The organism is Cytophaga sp. FL35 (genome assembly GCF_014349235.1).
Taxonomy (GTDB): Bacteria; Bacteroidota; Bacteroidia; order Flavobacteriales; family Flavobacteriaceae; genus Euzebyella.
Genome location: NZ_JACSOH010000001.1, coordinates 274,034 through 300,106 on the forward strand (window position 1 = coordinate 274,034; position 26,073 = coordinate 300,106).

17 protein-coding genes are annotated in these 26,073 nt (G+C 41.4%); 8 read left to right on the forward strand and 9 right to left on the reverse strand.

Annotation, left to right across the window (positions count from 1 at the left end; all coding sequences use genetic code 11):
- The first annotated feature begins 14 nt into the window (after positions 1-14).
- From BIZ36_RS01115 to BIZ36_RS01145, 7 genes are read left to right on the forward strand one after another with little or no spacing between them, the layout of a single operon-like run.
- The gene (locus BIZ36_RS01115) at positions 15-2,306 is read left to right on the forward strand and encodes an FAD-dependent oxidoreductase (RefSeq protein ID WP_187456005.1); all 2,292 of its coding nucleotides are present in this window, start codon (positions 15-17) and stop codon (positions 2,304-2,306) included.
- Between the two features lie 13 nt (positions 2,307-2,319).
- The gene (locus tag BIZ36_RS01120; protein WP_222937127.1) at positions 2,320-3,756 is read left to right on the forward strand and encodes a sulfatase family protein; all 1,437 of its coding nucleotides are present in this window, start codon (positions 2,320-2,322) and stop codon (positions 3,754-3,756) included.
- Between the two features lie 11 nt (positions 3,757-3,767).
- Complete coding sequence (locus BIZ36_RS01125) at positions 3,768-4,913, forward strand: glycoside hydrolase family protein (RefSeq protein ID WP_222937129.1); 1,146 nt, start codon at positions 3,768-3,770, stop codon at positions 4,911-4,913.
- A 34-nt stretch (positions 4,914-4,947) separates the two neighbouring features.
- Complete coding sequence (locus BIZ36_RS01130) at positions 4,948-6,246, forward strand: glycoside hydrolase family 117 protein (RefSeq protein ID WP_286174502.1); 1,299 nt, start codon at positions 4,948-4,950, stop codon at positions 6,244-6,246.
- A 26-nt stretch (positions 6,247-6,272) separates the two neighbouring features.
- Entirely contained in the window at positions 6,273-8,054 is a 1,782-nt protein-coding gene (locus BIZ36_RS01135) for an arylsulfatase (RefSeq protein WP_187456007.1), read from the forward strand.
- A gap of 16 nt (positions 8,055-8,070) precedes the next feature.
- Positions 8,071-10,032, forward strand: a complete 1,962-nt coding sequence (locus BIZ36_RS01140; protein WP_187456008.1) for an early set domain-containing protein — start codon at positions 8,071-8,073, stop codon at positions 10,030-10,032.
- Between the two features lie 16 nt (positions 10,033-10,048).
- Positions 10,049-11,200: a lactonase family protein gene (locus BIZ36_RS01145; protein WP_187456009.1), complete on the forward strand. Its 1,152-nt coding sequence runs from the start codon at positions 10,049-10,051 to the stop codon at positions 11,198-11,200.
- Between the two features lie 12 nt (positions 11,201-11,212).
- On the opposite strand, the gene BIZ36_RS01150 is transcribed toward BIZ36_RS01145, so the two are convergent.
- The 6 genes from BIZ36_RS01150 to BIZ36_RS01175 form a co-directional block, all read right to left on the reverse strand.
- Complete coding sequence (locus tag BIZ36_RS01150; RefSeq protein WP_187456010.1) at positions 11,213-14,131, reverse strand: glycoside hydrolase family 2 protein; 2,919 nt, start codon at positions 14,129-14,131, stop codon at positions 11,213-11,215.
- 7 nt (positions 14,132-14,138) lie between these two features.
- Positions 14,139-15,806 carry a sulfatase-like hydrolase/transferase gene (locus BIZ36_RS01155; protein ID WP_187456011.1) on the reverse strand — a complete coding sequence of 556 codons (1,668 nt, stop codon included), beginning with the start codon at positions 15,804-15,806 and terminating at the stop codon, positions 14,139-14,141.
- Between the two features lie 2 nt (positions 15,807-15,808).
- On the reverse strand, positions 15,809-17,230 hold the full coding sequence (locus BIZ36_RS01160) for a sulfatase-like hydrolase/transferase (RefSeq protein ID WP_187456012.1): 1,422 nt from the start codon (positions 17,228-17,230) through the stop codon (positions 15,809-15,811).
- A gap of 33 nt (positions 17,231-17,263) precedes the next feature.
- Entirely contained in the window at positions 17,264-18,136 is an 873-nt protein-coding gene (locus BIZ36_RS01165; protein ID WP_187456013.1) for a family 16 glycosylhydrolase, read from the reverse strand.
- A gap of 159 nt (positions 18,137-18,295) precedes the next feature.
- Positions 18,296-20,161 (reverse strand): sulfatase family protein, encoded by a 1,866-nt coding sequence (locus BIZ36_RS01170; RefSeq protein ID WP_187456014.1) that lies wholly within the window; start codon positions 20,159-20,161, stop codon positions 18,296-18,298.
- 22 nt (positions 20,162-20,183) lie between these two features.
- Positions 20,184-21,476, reverse strand: coding sequence for a glycoside hydrolase family 117 protein (locus BIZ36_RS01175; protein ID WP_187456015.1), 1,293 nt, complete (start codon positions 21,474-21,476; stop codon positions 20,184-20,186).
- 227 nt (positions 21,477-21,703) lie between these two features.
- On the opposite strand from BIZ36_RS01175, the gene BIZ36_RS01180 reads away from it, so the two are divergent.
- A complete protein-coding gene (locus BIZ36_RS01180; RefSeq protein ID WP_187456016.1) occupies positions 21,704-23,284 on the forward strand; it encodes an alpha-L-fucosidase in 1,581 nt (526 codons plus the stop codon).
- A gap of 92 nt (positions 23,285-23,376) precedes the next feature.
- Here BIZ36_RS01180 and BIZ36_RS01185 read toward each other — a convergent pair whose 3' ends face one another.
- From BIZ36_RS01185 to BIZ36_RS01195, 3 genes are all read right to left on the reverse strand, one after another.
- On the reverse strand, positions 23,377-24,903 hold the full coding sequence (locus BIZ36_RS01185) for a Dabb family protein (protein ID WP_222937131.1): 1,527 nt from the start codon (positions 24,901-24,903) through the stop codon (positions 23,377-23,379).
- A gap of 7 nt (positions 24,904-24,910) precedes the next feature.
- The gene (locus tag BIZ36_RS01190) at positions 24,911-25,402 is read right to left on the reverse strand and encodes a GlcG/HbpS family heme-binding protein (protein WP_187456017.1); all 492 of its coding nucleotides are present in this window, start codon (positions 25,400-25,402) and stop codon (positions 24,911-24,913) included.
- Between the two features lie 67 nt (positions 25,403-25,469).
- Entirely contained in the window at positions 25,470-26,066 is a 597-nt protein-coding gene (locus BIZ36_RS01195; RefSeq protein ID WP_187456018.1) for a Crp/Fnr family transcriptional regulator, read from the reverse strand.
- Between the last annotated feature and the right edge of the window lie 7 nt (positions 26,067-26,073).

Genomic DNA, 26,073 nt, shown 5'->3' on the forward strand with positions numbered 1-26,073 from the left:
TACAGACTCGATATATGATCCAAGAGAATTATAGTCAAGAAAAAAGAAAAACCAAGACCCTAAACCTATATAGCGATTTAGTGGTAGTGGGTGGCGGACTGTCAGGGGTTTGTTCTGCCATTACCGCAGCACGCTCTGGACTCAAAGTTATTCTTTTTCAAGACCGCCCAGTGTTGGGAGGAAATGCTTCTTCTGAAGTGCGTTTATGGAGCCTAGGAGCCACCTCGCACATGGGCAACAACAACCGATGGAGCCGTGAAGGCGGACTAATCAACGAGATATTGTTAGAAAATCTAAAGCGCAATAAAGAGGGGAATCCGTTGATCTTTGATACTGTGCTTTTAGAAAAGATATATGAAGAAAAGAACATCACCCTTTTCTTGAATACCGCCGTTTATCAAGTAGAAAAATCAGATGGTAAGAACATAGAAAGCGTAACCGCCTTTTGCAGTCAAAATTCTACCACCTATATTGCCAAGGCACCTCTGTTTGTAGATGCTTCCGGTGATGGTATTGTAGCATTTATGGCCGGAGCCTCCTTTCGAATGGGTGCGGAAACCAAGGAAGAGTTCGATGAAGGATTTGCTCCTAACATTAAAGATTATGGCAATCTTTTGGGGCATTCCCTCTACTTCTATACCAAGGATTTAGGCAAACCGGTGAACTATACGGCTCCTTCGTTCGCCATAAAAAATGCAGAAGAACTTCCACGGATCAAAAATTATCAGTTGGGAGACCACGGCTGTAAACTTTGGTGGGTGGAGCACGGAGGCCGATTGGATACCATTCACCAGTCCGAAGAAATAAAATTTGAGTTATGGAAAGTGGTCTATGGTATTTGGGATTATGTAAAGAACAGCGGAAAATATCCGGAAGCGGCCAACCTTACCCTCGAATGGGTGGGTACCATTCCCGGTAAAAGGGAAAGTCGGCGTTTTGAAGGCGATTTTATACTGACCCAAAAAGATATTGTAGAACAACGTGAACATTACGATGCCGTTGCCTTTGGGGGTTGGGCTATGGACCTTCACCCTGCCGACGGAATTTACAGCAAACACAATTCATGTACCCAATGGCACGGTAAAGGGGTTTACACCATTCCCTATCGTTGCTACTATTCCAAAAACATCAACAACCTCTTTCTGGCGGGTAGAATCATCAGTGCGAGCCATGTGGCCTTTGGCTCTTCAAGGGTGATGCTTACCTGCGCCCATGGTGCACAAGCAGTCGGTAAAGCCGCCTATCTCTGCAAAAAAAACCAACTTTCGCCTAGAGAATTGGCATCAAAAGAAAATATAAGAGAACTACAATTAGAGCTAAATAGAGACGGACAAAGCATACCAAGGCTTTCGTTGACTGACCGCCAAGACCTGGTGCAACAAGCCAGTCTTGAAGTTTCTTCTACTTTGAATTTCGACGGTTTTACGCCATCAGAAGACTGGCAGACGCTTACTTTTGGTCTTGCTCAAATGTTATCACTAAAAGCAAACGAGCCGTTTGAAGTGGAATTTGAAGTGGATGCCAATGAGGAGACTACCTTAGAATTACAATTGAAAAGTAGTTCTGCTTGCACCCATTTTACGCCTGATGTAATTGTAGACCAAAAGCAAATAGCATTAAAAGAGGGAAAGCAAAAAGTTACCTTTTCAACCACCAATGCACAACCTCAAAATCATTACTCATTCTTTTGCCTCCTGAAAAACGAAAAATTGAAAGTGCGCCTTTCCGAGGAGCGAATTACTGGTTTGATGACGGTGGAAAATAAGATAAACAAGGCGGTTTCAAATTTTGGTCGGCAAGACCCACCCGAGGATATTAACATAGACAGTTTTGAGTTCTGGACGCCTCAACGGAGACCTAAAGGCAAAAATATCGCTTTAAAGCTCAAAAGAGCCCTACCCATCTTTGAAGCAAATAATTTGAAAAACGGGGAAGTACGTCCAAAATCCAATGGAAATACCAACGCTTGGGTGGCCGAACTAAATGACCGGAATCCTACATTGAAAATGAATTGGAAGCAGCCCGTATCGATAAAGACCATTAAACTATTTTTTGATTGTGATTATGACCATGCACTTGAAACTACCTTGATGGGGCATCCAGAATCGGAAATCCCATTTGTAGTAGCCGACTATCGAATTAAAGATGCTGCCGGAGAGGTTTTAACGGAAGTAAAAGACAACTATCAAGGCATTAATACTATTGAGTTAGATAATGAGATTACCACGGATGGACTCGTGTTTGTGTTTGCTCAAAAGGAAAGCCATATTCCAGTTTCACTTTTTAAGATATCGGTTTATAGTTAAAATGAAAGAACCAATGAACCAAATACGAATTTTTGCTTCTCTCCTTCTACTAGTAAGTTTTACTGGCATTTCACAGAATACCAATGACCGCCCCAATATTGTTTGGATCATGCTCGAAGATTGGGGATTGGATTTGGGCTGCTATGGCACCAAGGGAATTGAAACCCCTGTAACCGACCAATTGGCTTCAGAAGGGGAACGCTATACCAATGCTTTTTGCACCTCTCCCGTTTGTTCCACTTCAAGGTCTGCCATGCTTACCGGCTATCACCAAAACTATATCGGTGCCGAACAACACCGTACTGCAAAGGAAAACTTAAAACCTCTTCCTAATGATATTAAACCCATGCCCTTATTACTGAAGGAAGCAGGCTACTACACCGCTTTGATGAACAGCAATAAAACGGATGCCAATTTTAGTGGTGACCTTGGTTTTATGGGCAAAGATTGGAAGGAACGCGAGGAAGGCCAACCTTTTTTCGCCCAAATAACACTTCAGGGCACGCATAGAAAATGGCACAGGGATTCCAAAAACCCCATTGACCCTGCCACCATTGAATTGCCCCCCTATTACGTGGACACACCTTTTGCCCGTCGCGATTGGGCCAACGGACTGGAACAAATGCAAATTTGCGATCGTGAAATTGGTGCAATTTTAGAACGTCTAAAAAAAGAAAAACTAGAAGAGAACACCTTAATATTCTTGATTGGAGACAATGGCCGTTGCCACATTAGGGGCAAACAGTTTCTATATGACCCCGGTCTACAAGTGCCCCTAATCATCAAATGGCCTGGCAAAGTCACCCCGGGCAAGGTCAATTCAGATTTAGTGCAGACCATTGATATTACAGCAACAATTTTGGATGTGGCCGGTGTAGTTCCCTTAGAATCAATGCACGGAAAAAGTCTCTTTAAAGACGAATCGAAAAACAGAAAGTACATTTTTGCAGCCAGAGACCGTATGGGAGATACTCATGATGCCATTCGCACCATCCGGTCAAAAAAATACAAGCTCATTCATAATTTAATGCCGGAACGTGCTTGGTTGCAATACAGTGGTTATAAAGAAGATATGTACCCCATGTTGGCCGAAATGAATATTCTGAACATGGAAGGCAAACTGAACGAAGCCCAAGCTAAATTCTTCGCTCCTACCAAACCAGAATTTGAACTTTATGACCTAGAGAATGACCCGCATGAACTGAACAATCTCGCCAACGACTCTTACTTTGGGGCTATCAAAGATCAGCTATTGGGAGAATTATACGTGTGGAGAAAATCTATCAACGACCAAGGGGTAGACCAAGAATTTAGAGAAGGAGGACTATCATCTAAATACCCTACCCGCACCCTAGAAGAATGGAAAATAAGGTACGAAGCCTGGAAACCTTGGGTATTCAGAAAACCAAAATCCAAAGTGAAGCATCCATTTATTAAACTCAACTATTAAAATTAACGAAAATGACTTCCATTTATAAAAAATTCAGGATATACTCTAAACTAGCTCTTAGCTTAATCTTAGTGACCATTGTAACCATCGCTTGCAAAGAAGAAAAAAAAGTAATCCCATCAAACATGCAAGCACCCGACTTTAAAATTGAATTCGGACAAGTTGCTAAAAAATCCATTTTCAGGAATGACAGTTTAAGCATTTGGGGCGGTTCTTTGGTAAAAGGGGAAGACGGGCTATACCATATGTTCTATGCCCGTTGGCCAAAAAATATTGGCTGGGAATGGGTGAACTATTCAGAAATCGCACATGCCATATCCAAATCGCCATTTGGGCCCTTTGAACATAAAGATGTGGCCCTACCGGATAGAGGAGCCGAATATTGGGACGGCTCCACCACGCACAATCCAACAGTTCATAAATTCAATGGCAAGTATTATCTATACTATATGGGCAATACGGGCGATAAAAAAATTGTAAGCGTACCCGGCAAACCCAAAATAAATTGGGTACACCGCAACAACCAAAGAATAGGTGTGGCCGTGGCAGATTCACCTGACGGGCCTTGGAAGCGATTTGACCAACCAATTTTGGATATTTCCCCTAATGATGACGCCCATGATGCCTTAATGACATCAAACCCTTCAGTCTGCCAAATGCCCGACGGCAAAATTTTGATGGTATACAAAGCCGTAGGAAAAAAATTTGAATTACCCGGCGGTGGTCCGGTAGTGCACATGGTAGCCATTGCAGATTCACCTACCGGTCCTTTTAAAAAATATCCCGATCCGGTGTTTACTTTTGAAGGTGAACGTTTTCCAGCCGAAGACCCCTATATCTGGTATCAAGATGGGAAATTCAGGGCTATTGTAAAACGTATGAAACACGTGGGTAACAACCGTAAATTCTCCTTGGTTCACTATGATTCTAAAGATGGCATTAAATGGGATCAGGCCAAAAATTTTGAGATTTCGGAACGGATCGTTGAATGGGAAGACGGGAGAAAACAACAGTTCACCCATCTCGAAAGGCCACAAGTATTTAGAGAAAATGGAGAACCGATAGCCCTACTCTGTGCTGCCGATACTTTGGACGCCAATGGTGTTAGGGAGTCTTTTAACCTTCAAATTCCATTGAAAATATCCAAGTCCAACTAGTAATTTCCATTCTATTAATTCTAAAATAATCAATATGGATTCTGTTTTATATAAGAAACCAATCGTTCACTTTTTTATGTGCAGCGTCCTACTCGTAGGATGTTCCGATTCTAAGCAAGTAACAACATCAGATTCCAGTGAAACGGCTCAAAAGAAAGCACATCAAGTTTTTCCTCATAAAATGCCGGAAAACAAACCAGATTTTCCCTTAAGTGCATCAGCAGAACGTATGTTCGATTATCCCGCTCCCAGAGTACAGGACAACGAGCTGTATTCACTTTTCAAATACACCGAATTAAAAGGATTTGACTATAATGGTGGAGATGGTACCGTTTCACGCCGTGACCCCTCCAGACCCATTTTGGTTGATGGCATTTACTACGTGTACTACACAAAGCGGCATACTAAAACTCCGCCCATTGGTTGGAACAGGGCAAAAGAGGCCACCGATGAAATACCTTCTACCGATTGGGATCTTGCCGAAATATGGTATGCCACGAGTACCGACGGTATCAATTGGAAAGAAGAAGGCGTAGCCATCAAAAGACCGGAAAAACCAAAACCCGGTTGGCGTTCCGTAGCTACCCCTGATATACTGATCTGGAAAGACAAATATTACCTCTACTACCAAGCATTTGACGAACCTAGTGGATTACGAGGCGATTGGTGCCCTGTTTCAGTATCCTATGCCGATTCGCCTGCTGGCCCATGGACACATGGTGGGGATGCCGTGATACCATTTGGAGAACAAGGGGAATGGGACCAAGATGCCACTCACGACCCACAACCCATTGTTTATAATGGTAAAATTTATCTCTACTACAAAGCTGCCTATAACAAATGGCCCAATATTAGGGACAAATATGCCGTAGGTCACGGATTGGCCATCGCCGAAGGTCCCCTAGGCCCTTTTGAAAAACACCCATTGAACCCCGTTATGACTTCGGGTCATGAAACCACCTATTTTCCTTTTAAGGAGGGAATCGCCAATATTACCATAAAAGATGGCAATGAAAGGGAAACGGTACAATACTCGAAAGATGGGGTGAATTTTGAAATTGCTTCCGTGATTTCACTACCTCCCATTGCAGGTGGACCTTATGCCCCAGATATGTTTACCGATAGTGGAAACGGACGCGGTTTTACCTGGGGAATGTCTCATTTTATCAATGCCGGCGAACCCAAAAAGCAACATTCCATCATAGCTAGATTTGATTGTGACCTTAGTTTAGACCACGATATACCTGAATACAAAAAAACTGGGGTTTGGCACAAACCTGAGGTGTATTTTGCTCAATCCCCCTCCAATAGCGGACATCCCGAGGGGAGATAGTTTTACAATATTTAAAATCAATAAATATGGCTTTTTTGAAAGCAGCCAAAACCATTCTAACAAGTATCATCGCAGCGTTTAGCTGTCAATTCGGCTATACACAATCGGAAAGACCCAATGTTATCATTGTACTGACCGATGACCAAGGTATAGGTGATTTGGGCTGTCATGGAAATCCGTGGTTAAAGACTCCCAATCTAGATTCTTTTTATAAAGAGTCCGTAAGAATGACCGATTTTCATGTGAGCCCGGTTTGCACGCCCACCCGCGGGGCCATAATTACCGGCCGCTACCCCATTTCTAACGGTGCTTGGGCCACTTACAAGGGCCGCGATGCCCTTTCGGAAGGTGCCACCACCATTGCCCAACTATTCAAGCAAAATGGCTATAAAACGGGAATGTTCGGTAAGTGGCATTTAGGAGATAATTATCCGTCTAGACCTATAGACCTTGGTTTTGAATATGGAGTTTACCATAAAAGTGGTGGCGTTGGGGAATTATCGGATTACTGGGGCAACTCCTACTTTGACGACACCTATTTTGTAAATGAGGAACCTCAACCATTTAAAGGGTACTGTACCGATGTGTGGTTTGAAGAAACCATGAAATTTATTGACCGCACGAAAGAACCTTTCTTCATTTATCTGGCAACGAACGCACCTCACAGTCCTCACTATGTGGCCGAAAAATATGCTGAACCCTATAAAACCTTGGTAAGAACTGAAATACCCAATGCCGAGTTTTTTGGGATGATCGCCAACATTGATGAAAATTTTGGGAAGCTCAATGCCTACCTAAAGGAGAAAAAATTGGCTGATAATACCATTCTCATTTTTATGTCGGATAACGGGGCCACCGCAGGCTATGACAGCAAAAATAATTTGGGATACAATATGGGTCTGAAGGGACGAAAAGGCGAAGTGTATGAAGGCGGGCACCGCGTACCCTTCTTTATTCGCTGGAAAGATGGAAAAATCAGAGGAGGCAAAGATATTGATGCTACTGCAGCCCATGTGGATTTATTACCAACACTGGCCAGCCTCTGTGGTATTCAACCTCCCACAAATGAACGTTTAGACGGTATCGATTTTTCAAATCTATTTATCGACATAAAAAGCACCTTACCTGAAAGAACCATATTTGTACACCATGGGCGCGATTGGCGACCTCCGCAAGATATTCAGAACACCTGTCTTATCAAAGACAAATGGCGACTAGTGAACGGCACGGAACTGTACGATATAGAAAAAGATAAGGGTCAGTCAAAGGATGTTTCAGGGGAATTCCCCAAATTGACCGGTGAACTGTTGGATTCGAACACCGAATTTCTAAAGAGGATCAAGTCCTATAGCGAATACAATGAGCTTCCTTATGCCATTATAGGAAATGCCGCCCAGAAAGAAATAAAACTAACACTTCAACATGCCATAGGCGATGGCAGACCGATTTGGAAAAGTGAGCATGTAGCCGAAGGAGTAAAAATCCATAGCCTCGAACACTCCATAAAAGTGGAAAAAGAAGGCAAGTACCGCATTAGTTGCAGAAGGTGGCCGAAAGAATGTTCGGGGCCGATTCAGGGAATTCCCGATGAAAATCCGAAAAACCGATTCAACTATCAATCCATTTCCCCCGAAAAAGTACGTATCAAAATAGCCAATCAAATTGTGGAAAAGAAAATAAATCCAACGGATGAAGAAGTGGTTTTTGAAGTATATCTAGAGGAAGGCAAAACCCTGGTATCTACCGAATTTATAGAAAGTAAAGAAACCTATGGGGTTTATTACACTTATTTACAACCGAATAACTAGCACTCCCCAAATGAACATGATACCAAATACAAAACATTTTTTTACCGTTTTCATCTTTCTCCTATCCATAGGACTACAATCTCAAAGCAAGTCCACAGATATAGAAAAAACGGTTTATCCCCCTTATGCGAACCAATTAGGGTATAACTTGGGAGAAAGCAAGCGATTTGTTTGCTACGGGGCTAATGATGATACACCTTTTAAGCTTATCAATACCGCTACCTCAGAGGTTGTTTTTGAAGGGAGAATACTAAATTTTGAAGGTTGGTTCTGTGATTACAACCCAGTAGAAACAACCGATGAATTTATAATTGAAGTAGAAGGTCATGGTCAGTCAGTACCATTCTCGATCCAACCCCATTTAATGGAATTGGCATCTTCAAAATTGGCCTATGATTTCTTTGTTGATGCAAGGGGTTTTAATGACCTCAGCAATTACGAAATCAGTGAAATCTATAGCGGTGGCCCAACCCGTGATTGTGGGGCTTTTGGGTTGGAAACCATTTTTGAAATACTTCAGTACGCCAGCAATCCAGCCCTTTTTGATAATTGGAAAACGGAACTTGGGGATGATCAAGTGGCCGATTTAATCGATTTAATTCTTTGGCATGCCGAGTTTGCCTACAAATTTGTCGACTATAATGGTCCGGTAAAAAAAAGGCACGGCACCTTAGGCTACCAAGGCCAACCCAGAATGAACTATGATTATTGGAACCACCTTGATCAATTGGCAGTTGTTTGTGCTGCTTACCATTCCTTTTTAAAACCTTATTTATCGCAAGAGAAATACCAAAAATACAGAAAGGTCTGTTTAGACAATTGGGAAGCCTATGACCGTCATAAAGTAGTTCGTTTCTGGACGTACAGCACCAAATGGGTAGATCAAGGCTTTCAAGAATTCAATGAAATGGGCAATGCCTATGGGCAGTCGGTTTTTCGCAATTTGTTCATGTACTATAACGAATTGAACGAAGCGGGCGGGCAACCCGAAAAATTCTTGCAATGGGCCAAAGAAGGGGCTACAGATATCATTAAAAACTGGGATTTTGATAACCCTAGGCACATGTGGTGGATCCGTAATGCGGAGCATATTACCCCACAGGCATTAGCCTATTTTCTCATGATGGCACCCGAACATGCCCCTGAGGGAACTAAAGAAAAGCTAAGCGCATGGGGGTTACATATCAGGCAGAAATCGAACAATTTCTGGAAATACCGTACTCATAGCGAAAAGGAGTGGGCGCATCCTAAAACCAAAGAATTGGGTGGGGCTCCAGCGCTCGGGGGCTCCCTTTTTGCGGTAGGCCATTTATTGAACGACCCCGAACTTCGTGCCCTCGGTTGGGCACAGACCGATTTTGTTTTTGGTGTCAACCCCGTGGGTACGCATTTGAGTAATAAAAGTGATGACCGGGTGGCCATAGGGGGATATTGGAAAGGGGTTGAAAAAGGTTGGCCGCAATCGCACCCGCATGGTTTTGGAGAACTTGGTAAGGTAAGAGGTACGTTGGACGGTTCACCCCTGGACAGCCAATTTCCTATTGCGGAAAAAATTGAAGTTATAGAAGGCAGTAATGAAGGTCGAGATTTTGGAAAAAACGCCTATGCTACTGAGGGTTGGGGCATATCTAATCGTGGTTGGCAAGCCACACTCTCCTTCTCTACCCTAGGCAGTCAAAGTTTGGATATCTATAACCGAAAACGTTCACAGAAAATACAAAAAGCTAAAATTGGAGATAAAATAATTATCCAACTAAAAGCGGCACTGAACTTGGATTCTAATTTAAAGGACAAAGGCTGGGTGATGGTGAATGATGGCAAGAATACAGAAAAAATCGAAGTGACCGAAACTGACCTCAACTCCGGAGTCTTCACAGCTGAATTTAAAATTCCGAAGGCTACAGAAAACAGTAAATTAGAGGTGTCTTACGGATTTCTAGGATTTGAAAAGAAAACAACACTAGAAATCCACGAATAAACATCGATATCGCATTATGAGAACGACATTCGGTTTTTTACTGTTGCCAATGGTTATATTGCTAGTTCTTTCCTGTAAAGAGCAAAAAAAGGAAGCTGAAACAGAGAACTATGAGAAAAATTTCGGGATCGAACCTCTTCAAAGTATCTTGATCGGAACCTTCGCCACGGGAGAAAAGCAAGGTATTTACCAAGTACAATTCAATTCGGTAACCGGCAAGCTTTCCAACTTGGAACATCTGGTCAAAGAGGAAAATCCAGGGTATCTATATCTTAGCAAGGATGGAAAACATGTGTACTCGTCCAACGGGGTCACACCGGGTAGTATCAGTACCTTTACATGGTCGAAAGATGGGACAAAGTTGACCAAAACAGGCAATCATCCAAGTTTAGGAAATGGCGCATGTTATGTTAGCGCCAACAACGAAGAAAACTTGATTGCGGCGGCGAATTATGGTTCAGGGGATATGGTTGTTTACCCATTAGACAACTCCGGAAAACTCATCGATCAACCTACGGGAAAAACACATTCCGGAAGCGGTCCGCACAAGAACCAGAAATCGGCCCATGCCCATTGTGCGAAGTTTAGCGAAGATGGCAAATTTTTGTATGTTGCCGATTTGGGCATTGACCAGATTGTTGGCTACCCAATTGATAAAAACAAAATTGGGGAAGCTTTTACTGCACTGCAGTTGAATCCGGGCGATGGTCCCCGGCACCTCATATTTCAACCTAAAAAAAACCGGGCTTATATTATCAATGAACTTTCAAGCACCATAATTTCCGCCACCGCAGATCCTGTTACCGGAGTTTTTAAAAAAATCGATAAAAAAAGCACCCTACCCCATGGTTACGAAGGCCCGAATGCCTGTGCCGATATTCATTTAAGTAACGATGGCAACTTTTTGTATGCTAGTAATAGAGGCCATAATAGTATTGCCATTTTTAAGGTAAGTAAGTTGGGGGAACTGCAGCTTTTGGAAACCGAACCTGTTAGAGGAGACTGGCCCCGCAACTTCGTTTTGGCTCCAAATAGTCATTTTCTTCTCGTGGCCAATCGAAAAACGAACAACATCAGCGTCTTTAAAAGAGACCCAAAGTCAGGGTTATTAACTTTTACGCAGCATCAACTAGAGGTTCCCCAACCGGTTTGTCTAAAATTTAGATGATACGGATACTTACTACTTCCGCTCTTGCAACACAAAACCGTTTAACCAAATACCTTTGCCGTTGACGCCTTTAAAAAGTACCTCAACCGGTGCTTCATCAGCTACATCAAATTCGATTACGTTTTGGCCAGGAGCATCAAATTGCATGTTTTTACCTTCCGTAACGGTAACTTGCCTGAAGGTATCACCCACACTTACGCTTATCACTTTTTCGTATGGAATATCTAAAATGCGAATCTTCTTAAGCTTCTCTTTATTCGGGTCCATTTCGTCCGAATTACTCTTGGGAGCGTGGTGATAGGTTTTAAGGCGATATTTCCCCTTTTTCAATCCTTTAAATTTTAGTAGAATGCCTTTTTCATCAATTCCAAGGGTTCCATCCCCATAAACATAACCATATTTACCTATTACATTCATCTCGCCTAACCAACGTACAATACCATCTGCACTTTTAGTCACTAGTGACACTTGGGCATCACCAAAGTTTTTTAGTTTATATAGAGTGTTTTCATTGTCCTTTCCTAACCAAAAATCCCACCCAAATTGTACTAACTGGTCAGTAGCACCAATGTCTACACGTTCCTTGGCAAAATCATAAATAGGTTGTGCATTTTTTACTATTTCATTGGTTTGAATGGCCACCAATTGTACGGTTTGGGTATCAGATTTTAAACCTTTGGCAGCAGCATTCACCTTAATACTACCTACGGTAGTTCCCGCTTTTATTAAAGCCGGCGCCACCCCATATTCCGTAAACATGGGGTTGGCATTGATATTTGCTTTGTCCCCAATCACACTCGCATCGCCTTGTACGGTAAACTTCACCTTTTCTTTAAAGTCTTGTATCACCGTTCCATTTTTGTCTACCACCGTAGCGTATGCCACCAAAATATCCGAACCATCGGCAACAAACTCACGTCCCTCTATGTCTAATTTTAACTGAATGGCGTAAGCCTTTCTTGGCGTTTCTTTGCTGGTTGTTATCGTTTTTCCGCCTGCATATTCCCCTTTGGCAACCAGTTCTCCTTCCTTGAAGGCGATATTTTTGAATATAAACGGAGCGTGATGTAATCCTTGAAAAACAGAATCCTTAGCTGGCTGCTGTACCGCTATTTGCTTCCCATTTACGGATAAACTTACTTTGGGTGCATTGCTGTAGACGGTGATGGAATCCTGTCCTGTTTTCCAATCTTCCAAAATGTAAATAAAAGGTTCCTCTAACAATTCTGCTTTGTACCATTGCATCTTTGGTCTAGGATATCTAAAGATTGTTTCTGCGCCACTACGGGTACGGTCCACTGGATCATTGGCACGCGCATGTGTAGGGTGAAAAGTGTAATAGGCATGTGCCGTCCAGGATATAATACCCGTCATTAAAACATCTTTTTGATACATGCCCAAAGCTTCCGCACCCCAACGTCCTTCCATGGCAAACATAGGCTCAGATTTGTCCCAAATAAATGGTCCGTAAAGCATATTGGCATTGATATCCGTGAGACCAGAGGCTTGCCAACCTGTCCACCGTGCTCCTTGAGAAGCTGTTAGTCTTGTGGGGTCTTCTTGTTTGGCCACATTATGTACACGGGGTACATATCCTCTGTGATTGATTCCTCCACCCCAAATAACTACAGAGGGATGGTTTTTATGATTGCGAATCATGGTCCGTTCTGCCATTTCAAAATTGTCCCACCACTCTGGTTCATTGCTAATTGAAATCCAGGAGGGCGCTTCTTCGTAAACCAATATTCCCAATTCGTCACAAGCCTCTAAAATGGCATCATCTTGCGGATAATGTGCCGTACGCATAATGTTAAAGCCGAATTCCTTAAACTGCAACATGTCTTTGTAATGCAATGCATTAGGTACCGCATCGCCAATATATGGATATTGCTGATGCCTATTAAAACCAATCAATTTTATGGGCTTTCCGTTTAAAATGAAGCCCTTTTCCGGGTCCAATTCAAAAGAGCGAATCCCTAATTTATTTTCTACAACGTCTACCGATTTTCCGTTGACGATTACTTCTGTATTTACACGATACAAATAAGGCGAATCTACATCCCAAAAATGAACATCGTCTTCTAAGCTTGTAATTTGGTCAAACAATAATTTGCCATTGGCCTGTACGGCTTCTGTTTGAAGCATCTTGGCTACCACAACGTCTCCCGCATCAATAATTCTGGTAACAACAGTCGCTTCCACCTTAGCATTGGATGTGTTTTTTACTTCTGTTACCGCTTGTACCGTGGCATTCTTATTTACTACATCTACCGTTGGTGTGGTCAATGTTACGCCTGCTCTCTTACCTTCCCAGTTAAAGCCAATGTGTACGGGTGCTTTTTCTACCAAATACACATCACGATACAGACCACTAAATTTTACATAGTCGAATGGTCCTGGGTCTGGTGGGGTTACACTACTACGGCGATTATCCGCTTTTATAGTCACCTGATTCACAACCCCTTTTTGTACAAAATCGGTAATATCAAAATGGAAAGGTGTATACCCGCCTGTAGCATGCTGGCCTACATGCTGACCGTTCACCCAAACGTTTGTTACTTGGTGTACCCCTTCAAATTCTAAAAACACCCTGTTTTGGTTTTGCGGCACTTTAATATCCCTTCGGTACCAGCCTACTTTCCGATGAAATTCCAACTGTACCTTATCATCTTTTAATCCATCTAAAGTTAAGGACGTAAGTTCCAGTGTATGGGGAACATTGACCGATGTCCAATTGCTGTCGTCCAATTTTGGCTGGTAAAAATCAGCCTCTGGGTTCCCTAGATGGAATTTCCATCCTTGATTTAAATTTGTTTTGGTCCTTTCTGTCACTGGATACCCAAACGGTAATTCTTGGGCCCATAATCCATAGAAACCTAGAAGAAAAGTAACTACTAAAAAGTGTATTCGTTGGGGTTTTGTTTGGTTCATCAGTTGTTTATTTTGGCTGTATTATTTTTCCTTTTTCCGCTTCACTGTCCGCTGTATACCGTAAAACCATAGGAGGTTCTGTTCCTCTGGCCCTCCTTATTTCTTTTTCCCAAACACTACGCATATATTCTAACTTATCTTTATATGCTCCTTCTGAAGCTAAATTGGTGGTCTCCTTAGCATCTTCAGTTAAATGATACAGCTCTTCGTAAACAGGTTGCTCATCATGTAAGGGGTCTTCTACGAAAGCTCTGTATTGCGCCAAATCAATATCGTTGACCTTGTACAACATTTTGTTGACATTCACGTCTAGGGCTTTTGCCGCTTCAATTTTTTTCTTCGCGGAAAATGTTTCGTTCTTGTAATAGCGAATGTACTTCCACTCTTTATCTTGTACAGCCTCACAACGGGGATTACCAAACTGGGTAGACCATAAGTTCTCTGTATACAGATAATCTCTAACTTCGGAAGATTCTCCAGCAAGCAACTTAGATAGGTCTTTCCCTTGGTAGGTAGTGGGAGGGGTTATACCTGCCATAGTCAACATGGTAGGCGCTACATCTATACTTTGCACCAAAGCATCTGAAGTTATGCCCCTGTTTTTCTTTTTCTCTTTAGGATTATACACAATCATTGGCACATGGGTGGTTTGCTCATAACAAAAAGCCTTACCTCCAAGGCCAAATTGTCCCATAAACAATCCGTGGTCCGATGTGAAAATAAGTACCGTATTCTTGTCCTGTCCCTGTTTCTGAAGTGTTCCTCGTAATTGCCCTACCAAACGGTCTATCCCCGTCATGGCTTGGAGTTGTCTGGTGTATCGTTCTTTTAATGTTTCTGGTCTGTCTACATAATCATAGCCTGTTTGCCTATCGTAGGCTCTATGAATACTTTCCGGCAGTTTTGGAGATTTAATAGCCGCTTTAGCCACGTAATGTTCTGGCAACGGCAAATCTGTATCGCGGTAAAGGGATTTGTAGATTTCGTCATCGGTTTCCCGTTGTTGCATAGAAGAGGTACCGTTGCCATGGGGCAGATTAAAACAGACCGATAACATAAATGGCTTGTCCGCCGGCCGTTTGTCCAAAAAAGTTATAGCTCCTTTTAATTTTTGCTCGTTAGATAAAAAATCGGTAATCCCCTCACCAATTACTTCTACTTGTGTATCCGATTGGGCATCTTCAAAAATTTTATGTCGGTCTTTAGGGTAAAAATTCAAATGCCCATGCCCTGCATACCAATAATCGAAGCTATTTTCCATGAGTCCGGAGGTATAGCCCCCTTCCCCTACTGGAACATGGTTTTTACCCACCCATCCGGTGTAGTAACCATCATTACGCATTACAACCGGATAGGCATTGGCCCATCCTTCGGCGGACATACTTGTTCCCGAATTAAAGTTGATACCGTGCTTACGCTCCAACTGGCTGGTTAGAATACTCGCTCTACTGGGTGTACAAATGGCACTGGTAATGTGTGCATTGGTAAACAGCACCCCATCTTTCGCCAACTGATCCAAATTGGGAGTTTGTACTAGTTCATTTCCAGTACAGCCCATCATCCCGTAAGATTGGTCATCCGTTAGTATGAAAATAAAATTAGGTCGGTCTTGGGCTATTGCCACTTGTAAAAACATACCTAATACCACCAGTATACAGCTTGGTTTTTTTAACATGATTATCTTTTTTTAGGGTGAACCGATCTCTTGCGGATAGCCTGTAATTTTTTTTCTTCCTTGATTACATTTTCCGGATGCGGGTCTACCCATCCTGGCACCCTATTTTTGGCATCCCAGACAGCGTATAATGCCTCCAATTCTGCTACTTTTTCTGGTTGTTCTTTTGCTAAGTCATAGCGTTCTATAGCATCCTCTTTTAAATTGTAAAGCAAGGTCCTGTTCTTATAGGCACTTTTGTATAATTTATAATCTTTGTGGCGCACTGCATATTTAAATCCACCCACAGAACGCCAAAACAAGGTTTGATGCGGAGTTTCTTCTTTCTTTTCAGTTAAAAACGGGGTTAAGTTTACACCCTCTAATTGCGGTTCTGTTTGTGCCTTTTTACCTGCTGCCTCAATAAAAGTAGGATATAAGTCTAGTGCGCTTACCATGGGACTATACCGTTGATTTCTCTGAAGTTTTTCGGGCCATACCATAAAGAAGGGTACCTTAATTCCACCTTCAAATAGCATTCCTTTATGCCCTCTGTTAGGTCTATTGTCTGCATGCTCTGCCCTTCCGCCATTATCACTCAAAAACACCAAAATGGTATTATCGTACAAGTTCAATTCTTTTAATTGGGCCACCAATCTGCCTACGCCATGATCTACCCCGTTTACCATAGCGGCATAGACACTTCTACCACCATATTCTATATGTTCGGTTGCTTTAAGGTACTGCGGAGTTGCATGGTCTGGAGCATGCGGTGCATTATACGCCAGGTAGATAAAGAAAGGATTTTCCTTGTGCCGCTTTATAAAATGAATGGCTTCCTCCGTGAAATCGTCCGTAAGATAAGACAGCTCCGCAGGGTCTACTGGATCATTGTTCCTATAAATTGTGCGTAAAGGCCCATTAGGCGTTCCCCAAAAATTCATGGCCCCGCCGGCGAACCCGAACCAATGATCAAAACCTTGCTTTGGTGGATGAAGGTCTGGATGGTCCCCTACATGCCATTTACCAATTGCCGCTGTGGCGTACCCCTGCTCTTTTAGCGCTTCGCTAATCATCTTTTCCTTTAATGGTGTACCTACGGAAGCATCATTTTCATCATCGTACGGCATATTGCAATCATGCCCAAAACGCGCCTGATAGCGCCCTGTTAACAAGCCTGCCCTGGACGGACTGCAGTAGGGGTGCGAGACGTATCCGTTTTCAAAAACGACCCCTTCTTTTGCCAAAGCGTCCAATTGGGGCGTAGGTATATCCGTAGCACCATTAAAACCAACATCTGCCCAACCTTGATCATCCGTAAGAACAACAATAATATTGGGTTTGTCTTGAGCCCCTAGTGATTGTCCTATTAACACAAGCAAAATAAGCTGACATTTAACCCCGTAAAATATTCTTTTTCTTAATTCTACTTTTATTTCTGCCATTATCCCAAAATATTATTTACATGTCATATTCCCCTAATCTACCAATCTCCAAACCCGTACCCAATCGTAATAGGTAGTCCGATCTTCCTTAACTGCGGTCATGCCTCCATCTGCCGGAACCGGATTCCAGTCATACGTTTCGACTACCATTCGTAAATGCATAGGAATATTGAAGTCGGCCGCCGGTTTCACCTTGGCATGAAATTTTCCGTCTAAAAAATACAGGACCTCATCCTTACTTTTCCACCAAACTCCGTATACGTGGTAATTATCGGATGCCATCTCATTCAATGGCTCTTTAGCACCTAGGGTACCTGAAGAAATAGTACAATTTTTTGGAATGTCTCTGCTATGGGTATTAGAGTTCATATGGTCCAACATTTTTTGGGCCCACTGTTGGTCAGTAGTTACCTCTCCCACACATTCTTGAATATCAAGCTCCGTAGTTCGTTTGTCACACCCGCTGGCATCTCTTTTATCGTTGATCAACCAAAAAGTTGAAGACATAAATGTTTTATTGGCCTTCATACGGCATTCATAGTAGCCATAAGTCATTCCTTCATAGGAACCCACATAACCACCTCCGTGAGTATACGTTTTACCTTGTTTTTCTATTGGTTTCTCTAAGGTGGTCGTAATTATTTTTAACGCACCTTCATCTACAGATACATTATCTGCTAAAAACAATCCAGGTGCTCTACCAATCCATCCCTGGCCGGAAATCTGCCATTTCTTTTGGTCAACTTTGGTACCATTGAATTCGTCAGACATTCCCTTTACCAATTGCCAATTGGCTACTGATGGTTTAGGGTCTTCCCCTTCTTCGAAAAAGGGACCTACTTGGGCATAACCTATAACACAAAATAACAGTGCCACTAGTGATGTGCTCCGTTTATATAGTTTCATATCCTGTTTTTAATTAGGATTTAAAACTAGATAATCGGCAGTCAAAGGTCTATCACAAATAACTTAGTTAGGAAAACAAATGGATTTTCGATTAAAAAATTTAAATGAACTCCAATTATTCCAAGCCAAGCTTTAAAACTGTGGGAATATGATTGTACTTTATTGTTGGCTAGGCATTAAATATGCTATACGTCTCTCTATCCAATATTCACCATTGTCATCGCCATTTGCCGATGCAATTAAAGCCTTAGCATCTAGTTGAAAAGAGATACTGTCATCTAAAGATTTGAATAGGCTAGCCGTATTAAGAATCAAAAGATTCTCTAACATAGTATGCTTTTGGGACAACAGATTTTCCAGTGCAAGCACTGGGTTCTCTTGTTTTGTTAATCCTAGAAACTCTATTGCTCTCAAGCGTACCAAGACTTCATCATCCCTTTCCTTAAGTTGACGGATTACTCCTGAAAATTCTTTTGCTCGCTCTCCAAAAGAAGAGCAAACAATCACTCCCCAATATCTTTCCCAAGGATTATGGGAATGCAAGGCCTTTGCGATGTTTTTTTGGGCGGCGTTAAAGGATAGCAGCGCTAGATTAGAGATATCAATCAATTGCTTAATCTCCTTTTGATGTTTTTGTCCGAAAGCAGTTGGGTTATCAATTGCCTTTTTATGCAAATATGGCTCAGGGTAAAAACTAAGGTCTGGCCATGTTTTCAATTGATTATCTAAAGCATTCCTTAATTCCTTTAATTTTTGCGAATACCCAGGATTAGTGGCGAGATTGTTTACTTCATGTGGGTCCTTTTCCAAATCGAACAATTGTTCGGCCGGCCTCGCCTCAAAAAAGGCGGACTGTTCTGCATTTAATTCTCCTTTGTCATATAACTCTTTCCATTCTCGATAGCCCTTTTGATGATAACGATACGCATTGTATAAAGCGTCTATATTAAATGGTTGATAGTTCCTGATATACTTGAATTTGCCCTGGCGCATACTACGGACCAAATCATATTTTTCATCGAACCTATCTGTATGGCCAAACGTTTCATTCTTTTTATTGATTTGCTTCAGGCCAATATCTTTTCCTAAAAACGGACTTCCATCCATTTCTTTAGGTACTTCAATACCTGCCAAATGCAATACAGTGGGAGCAAAGTCTACAAAACTCACAAACCCGTCTACCCTACTTCCTGCTTTGGCCGGAAAAAAATGCTTCCATTTTTCCGGAATATACACCACCAAGGGTACTTGTAAGCCACTCTCATAAATATAGCCCTTGGAACGTGGCAAAACGCCCCCATGGTCTCCAAAATAAAAGATAATGGTATTGTCCAATACCTTGTCTTCTTTTAACTGCTGAATAAGTTCACCTATCCGTTGGTCATCATGCTTGTGTTTTTCGTAATAATAGGCATAGCTTTTTCTAAATGTGGTAGTATTAGGATGATACGGAAAAACCACTATACTTTCTGGGTCTCGGTGCAGGTCGGCTACATCATAAGCATCCATTGCTGCATGCATTCTTCCCTCATGGGTATCATGAAGACTCCAAACCTGCATAAAAGGCTGGCCCTTTTTACGGTTTCTATACGAAGCGTCTTTGGAACTATCGTCCCAAATGCCCTCCAATTTAAAATTATAGTCTTCTTTATGACTGTTGGCCGTGTAATAACCGGCTTCTTTTAAATACTCGGGATATGATTTGAGCCCCTTGGGCAAAGGAACCTCAAAGGCATTTCTATGAAACTGACTGCCTACCCTGGGCGCATACACACCACTTATCAAGGTACTTCTAGCCACCGAACAAACTGGAGCATTTGAAAAGGCATGGTTAAATACTAAACCATGATCGGCCAAGGCTTCTACATTCGGCATCGACACGCCATTTTCTTTATCATATAACTTTAGCCAAATAGCAGAATTGTCTTCGGTGGTAATCCAGACAATATTGGGTTTTTCCTGTCCAAAGACCAGAAAAGCGGTAAAGACCAAGTAGAATGTCAAAAAGGGTTGGTATCGTTTCATGAAGATTAATTTTTCAGAATAACTATTCTAATTTTGCGTTCTCTTTTTTGATTCGTTCGCGTTGTTTTTTGTTCAAACCATGGGAATAATGAAATTCAGGCCCATGTTGGTAGTAATGGCCTTTCATATCAGGATCATCGATATCTTGGCTCAAATCACAATCAAAACGCACTAAAATACTATGATTCTTTGACCAATTGTTACCTGCATTGGTAAAATGGGAGATTCCCCAAGTGATTCCCCTACCATTATCGGTATCCGTAAAGGCGTCCGGAACAAAAGGTCCGGCCGCAACCGGCAATAATTCGGTAATGGAAGCAATTTCAAAATTAACCCAGTCCTTTGCGTATTGTATGGTATTGTGTTCTTGCCCATCACGCTGAACAATAGCTGCCACCCCTTTCTTATAAGGAAACAACGTTGTCTCATGACCTGAGTTGATTACAGGATTTAAGGGATGTTTCACAAAAGGCCCTAGGGGATTCTTGGCAATAGCCAAACCCTGCATACGTATTTTGGAAGGCCTTAATTCAGCACGATTATCAAAATCACTTTTGTAGTACAAGTAAATTTTTCCATCATGTACCAGAGGATAGGGGTCATGAATGGAATTTTGGTCCCATGAACCTTCCGGTCCATTGGGAATCACGATTTCTCCCGTATGTGTCCACGGGCCATCCGGAGAATCGGCATAGGCAACGGAAACCGGACAATAATCGCCCCGCAAACCACTGACTTCCATAAAGGCTTGAAAATATAGGTAATACTTCCCCTTCCATTTTAAAATATCAGTGGTGGTTACCGAACGCCAACCCGGTTGGGGTTTTGGAGGCCTTGGAACCGCAATGCCCTGTTCTTCCCAAGTAAGACCGTCCTCGGAAGTAGCGTACCAAATATCGGATAAATCCCAATCCGCAGAAGGAACGGTATCATTAGCTTCTTTTGCTCTTAACATTCCCACAGGCTTTACCGGGGTTTTACGGCCGGTATACCACATATAATACTTGCCATTTTCATATATAACCTTTGAAGGATCCCTTCTGGTAACGGTACCGTCTCCATTATTATAATCGAAACCTATTAATTCTGTATACCTAAACTGGCTGTAAAGTTCGGACTGTTCCGGTCTAATAGCCTCATAGGCAGCATAATTACGGGTAACGGCCGCACTCAATGGCCTATTTGGCTTTTCTTTAGGAAGAACAAATGGAAAATAATTAGTACCTAGGTGGTTCTCATGTGGTTGTGAATTAATTGGTATTAAGTCTGCGAAAAAGACTGTATAAAGAATTACTCTCCTAAAGTAGCTGTTCATATGGTTGATTTAGATTCTCGCAGTTTAAGATATTCCTAAACAACAATTCTTGACTCACTGGTCATTTTATTTTTTTACGTACTACAATTATAGCACATAGAAAAAGAGAAATTAATATGTCATACCCATTTGTGGCAGTTATTGAAACATCTGTTACGATGTAAAAAAATCAAATGGTTGAATTTAGCTGAATCGAGAAATGCACCTAATATTATACAACCAATAGAATGATTTTAAGAAAACTCTCACGGCTTTCCCTAGTTCTGTCCTTAGTACTTGGAGCTAGTTCATGCCAAACCAAAGCGGACAAAAAACAGTTAGCGGGGAATACTATAAAAGAAACTCCCGTATATGAACCCAATTGGGAATCTATAAAAGCAAACTATAAAGACCCTGAATGGTTCAATGATCAAAAATTTGGGATTTTTATTCATTGGGGTGCCTATTCCGTGCCTTCATATGGTTCTGAATGGTATCCTAGACAAATGTACATGGACACTGCCACCTTCACCGCACAGTTAAAGCTGCAAAAAGAGGGTCCAAATGAAATTTATACCTATCACAAGGAAAAATGGGGAGACCAAAAAGACTTTGGATATAAAGACTTTATCCCTCTTTTTAAAGGGGAAAACTTTAATGCCAAGGAGTGGATAGATATTTTTAAAAAATCCGGTGCAAAATACGTTATCCCGGTAGCGGACCACCATGACGGCTTTGCCATGTACAAGTCCAACACTACCCGTTGGAATGCTGTGGAAATGGGCCCAAAGAAGGATATTTTGGGTGAACTGTTCAAAGAAGGACGGGTACAAGGTCTTATCATGGGTGCCTCATCACATTTTGCTTTTAACTGGTCATTTTATAATAAAAAAGATCATTTTGACACTACGGATCCGCAATATGCCGATTTGTATTCCGCTAAAGGTAAAGACGTTACTGAACCCGTATCCGAAGCATTTAAGGAAAGATGGTGGAACCGTACGGTTGACCTGATCGACAATTACCAACCGGATATTCTTTGGTTCGATTTTTATTTAGATATACCCGATTATAAAGAGTATCGCCCCAAATTAGCTGCCTACTACTATAACAAAGGAATTGAATGGGGAAAAGAAGTGGTCATCAACGACAAGAATTTTGACCATGAAGCCTTTCCGGAGGGAACGGTAATTTACGACCTTGAGAGGGGAAAACTTCCCGGAATACGAAAATTGCCTTGGCAGACCGATACCTCTATAGGAAAGAACTCTTGGGGATATGTAACCAATTGGAAATCTAAAAACACAAATGAGCTCATTGATGATTTGGTCGATATCGTTTCTAAAAATGGAAATCTTCTTTTGAACATTGGTCCTAGACCGGACGGGATTATTCCTGAGGACCAAGCAAAAATACTTTTGGAAATAGGTGATTGGTTAAAGGTAAATGGGGATGCCATCTACGGTACGGAATACTGGAGTGTATTTGGAGAAGGACCTACCGAAGTAAAAAAAGGACATCACTCAGAAGGAGGAAACAAAGGATTTACCTCTGAGGATATCAGGTTTACAAAAAAAGGCAACAAGCTTTACGCCATATTCTTGGAATGGCCCGAAAATAATTCGGCACTCATTAAATCTTTGGCGGCCAAAACAGAATTGACCCAAGATTTAAATATTGAAAAAATAAGATTACTTGAAAGTGGAAACGAATTACAGTTTTCACAAGATGAAAACGGCCTATTTATAAATGATTTTGGTCAAAAAGTAGGCGAGCATGCCCATTGTTTAGAAATTACAATGGACAATGAGATTACAACAAATTTGTAGTAGTTAGTTTAGAGTTAGTTTTAAACGCACCCTTTTGTGGGGTGCGTTTTTTTTAATTAAATCCTTGGAGTAAGGTTTGATCTTTACTCAATCTATTCCGTCCAAATGTCCATTACGAAAACACCGTCAATGATGGGGCCCACTTTCTTTACCAAATCTAAATGTGTTTTATGGAATAAGTATTTTTCCCTCCCGTGGTCGTCGTTAAAGGTTAAAATAAAGGTGTGAGTGAATCCTTCGCTATGACCTTCCGTACTATCGTTCTCTCCCCATTCAATAGAAACAATTTCAGGAATGGTTTTCTCTAAATCTAAAAAAGTCTGTACGGCCGCTTCTACCTGTTTTGGGGTAGCCTCTTCTTTATATTTTAAATTTACGATATGGCGCAATTGCTTACCCTCTCTATTAATTTTAGGCGCTACTTGATAACTTGCTACTTTATTAAGCTCAAAACTCATAGAGCCTGCCACCAATAAGGGATTGCCATTAATAGTTAAACTTCTTAAACCGTAATAAATAGGAAAGCCAGTCTCTAAATAATTCAAGGGCGTTAATGTACCTTCTGCATCTAATTTTACTAACTGAATACTAGCATCATCACGGGTACCTACTGCAAAAATTGCCCCATCTTCCGCCACTGAAACTACTTCAATACGTGTTTGTCCTTGTAATTTAGTGGTTTCATCATCCTTTAAAACAAAATGCGGAAGTAAAGCGCCTTTTCTATTAACCTTAAATACGCTAACCCCATCACCATGATAGTAGAAATCAGGATTTTTGATAAATCCATTGCGTCCATAATATTTATGGTGTCTATGCCCTACTAGAACATAATGGTTATCACCAATGGTGGCCCCAGTTACTGGATAAGCGCCCGTTAGAAAGCGGTCTGTATTGTTGTCATGTACATTGTTTACATTTTTAAACGTGCCATCTTCATAAATTCTAAAACTGCTAACGCCATTATCCTGAAATCCGCTGGTGTAGAGATAGGTTTTCCCTTGTATTTTATGCACAAACATTCCAATAATTCCATCCGTGTGTAAGTCCTCAGTATCCTTCATTGATTGTATGTGGGCAAGGCTACCATCCTTATTAATTTTAAAACAGCTTAGACCTGGAGTTTCCTTCTCCAGTCCTCCTACGAATAAATACGACGCCCCCTTCATGTGGACCACTTGCAACGTGATGCCAACAGCAAGATGTGTGTCTTCCGTATCTTCCACCATAGCGGCGCGTTCTAAAGAACCACTCTCCAAAATTTTAAAGGTTTCTATTACGTTACCAAATTTGTTGGCTACAAAAAGAAAGTCGTTACCCCCAATATTGTCTGCTACCATACCTCTAGCCGGCCCTTTTTGCTTGTACAATTCGTGATTACTTATAGGCGTGAGTACACCATCTGCATCAATTTGATACACATCTACATTACCAACACCACCGGCGTATACAAAATGCATCCCGTTCTTCTCATAGCTGGTAATTGAGACTGTATTTTTCCCAGAAATATCTTTAAAATCCTTACGATACAACATAGGATTACTTAAATCTTGCGCCGTAATTATGTTGGACCCAAGGATTGTTATGGCAACTAAAAAAGTATTAATTAAAGTTCTCATTAGATTTCTAGTTTTTAGTTAAAAGGGCATCTGCACCAGCGTTTGCAATAATTCTATCTTCTTCTATAGTACCACCACTAACACCAATGGCGCCAATGATTTTACCTTCCTTATTTTTAATGGGTACACCTCCGGGAAAGGTAATAAGGCCATCATTACTAAGTTCAATGTTATAAATAATCCCTCCGGGCTGAGTTAATTCTCCCAACTTGCCTGTATCAGTATCAAAATAACGGGCTGTTTTGGCTTTTTTTATGGCGACATCTATACTGCCTAAATAGGAATTATCCATTCTTACAAAACACTTTAGATTGGCTCCTGCATCCACCACTGCTATATTGACCGAAACATTCATTTCTTCTGCTTTTTTCTTGGCAGCTTGTAATGAATTTAAAGCCTGTTCTGTGCTAACATCATAGGGGTTTTGTGCTTGTGAATGAAGTGTAAATACAGCAAAAAGAAGTAAGGGAATAACATAAATGATCTTTGGAGGAAACATGGTTTTAGGTTTATGAATTAACAATTACAAAAATTAAAAACCCTCCTCATAAATAAATAGAACTAGTTCAACACTGTTCCATTTTTTCAAATAACAATTGCTTTTTAATCTTGCACAGAAATTCATGGGTAATGCCCAAGTAACTAGCTATTTGCCTATCTGTTACCTTTGATGCGATATTGGGATACGTTTCTATAAAATCTTTATAACGTTCTTTAGCGGTGAGGCAATGATTACGAATAAGCCTTCGCTGCCAGGCTACAATGGCCTTTTGAAACATTAACCTAAATAGCTTTTCCGAGGCGGGTATAGTCTGATATAATCTCAATTTATCACTTTTACTAATGATCAGTATACAACTATCCTCTAAAGCCTGAATGTTCAATTGTGAGGGTACGGCGTTCATAAAACTATCAATATCCATCAACCACCAATCGTTAGTGGCAAAATACAAAGTGTTTTCGTTGCCCTTGGCATCATTTAAATAGGTCCTAAAGCACCCATTTACAACAAACCCCTCATAATCAAAAAGGGAACCTTGAGTCAACAGGAACTCATGTTTGGGTATGACCTTTGGTATAAAATAACTACGAAAAAGGGCGATTTCCTTTTGGGAAAGCACGCCGTACCGCTGAATATGTTCTATAAATAAGTCTTTATCCACTTATCCT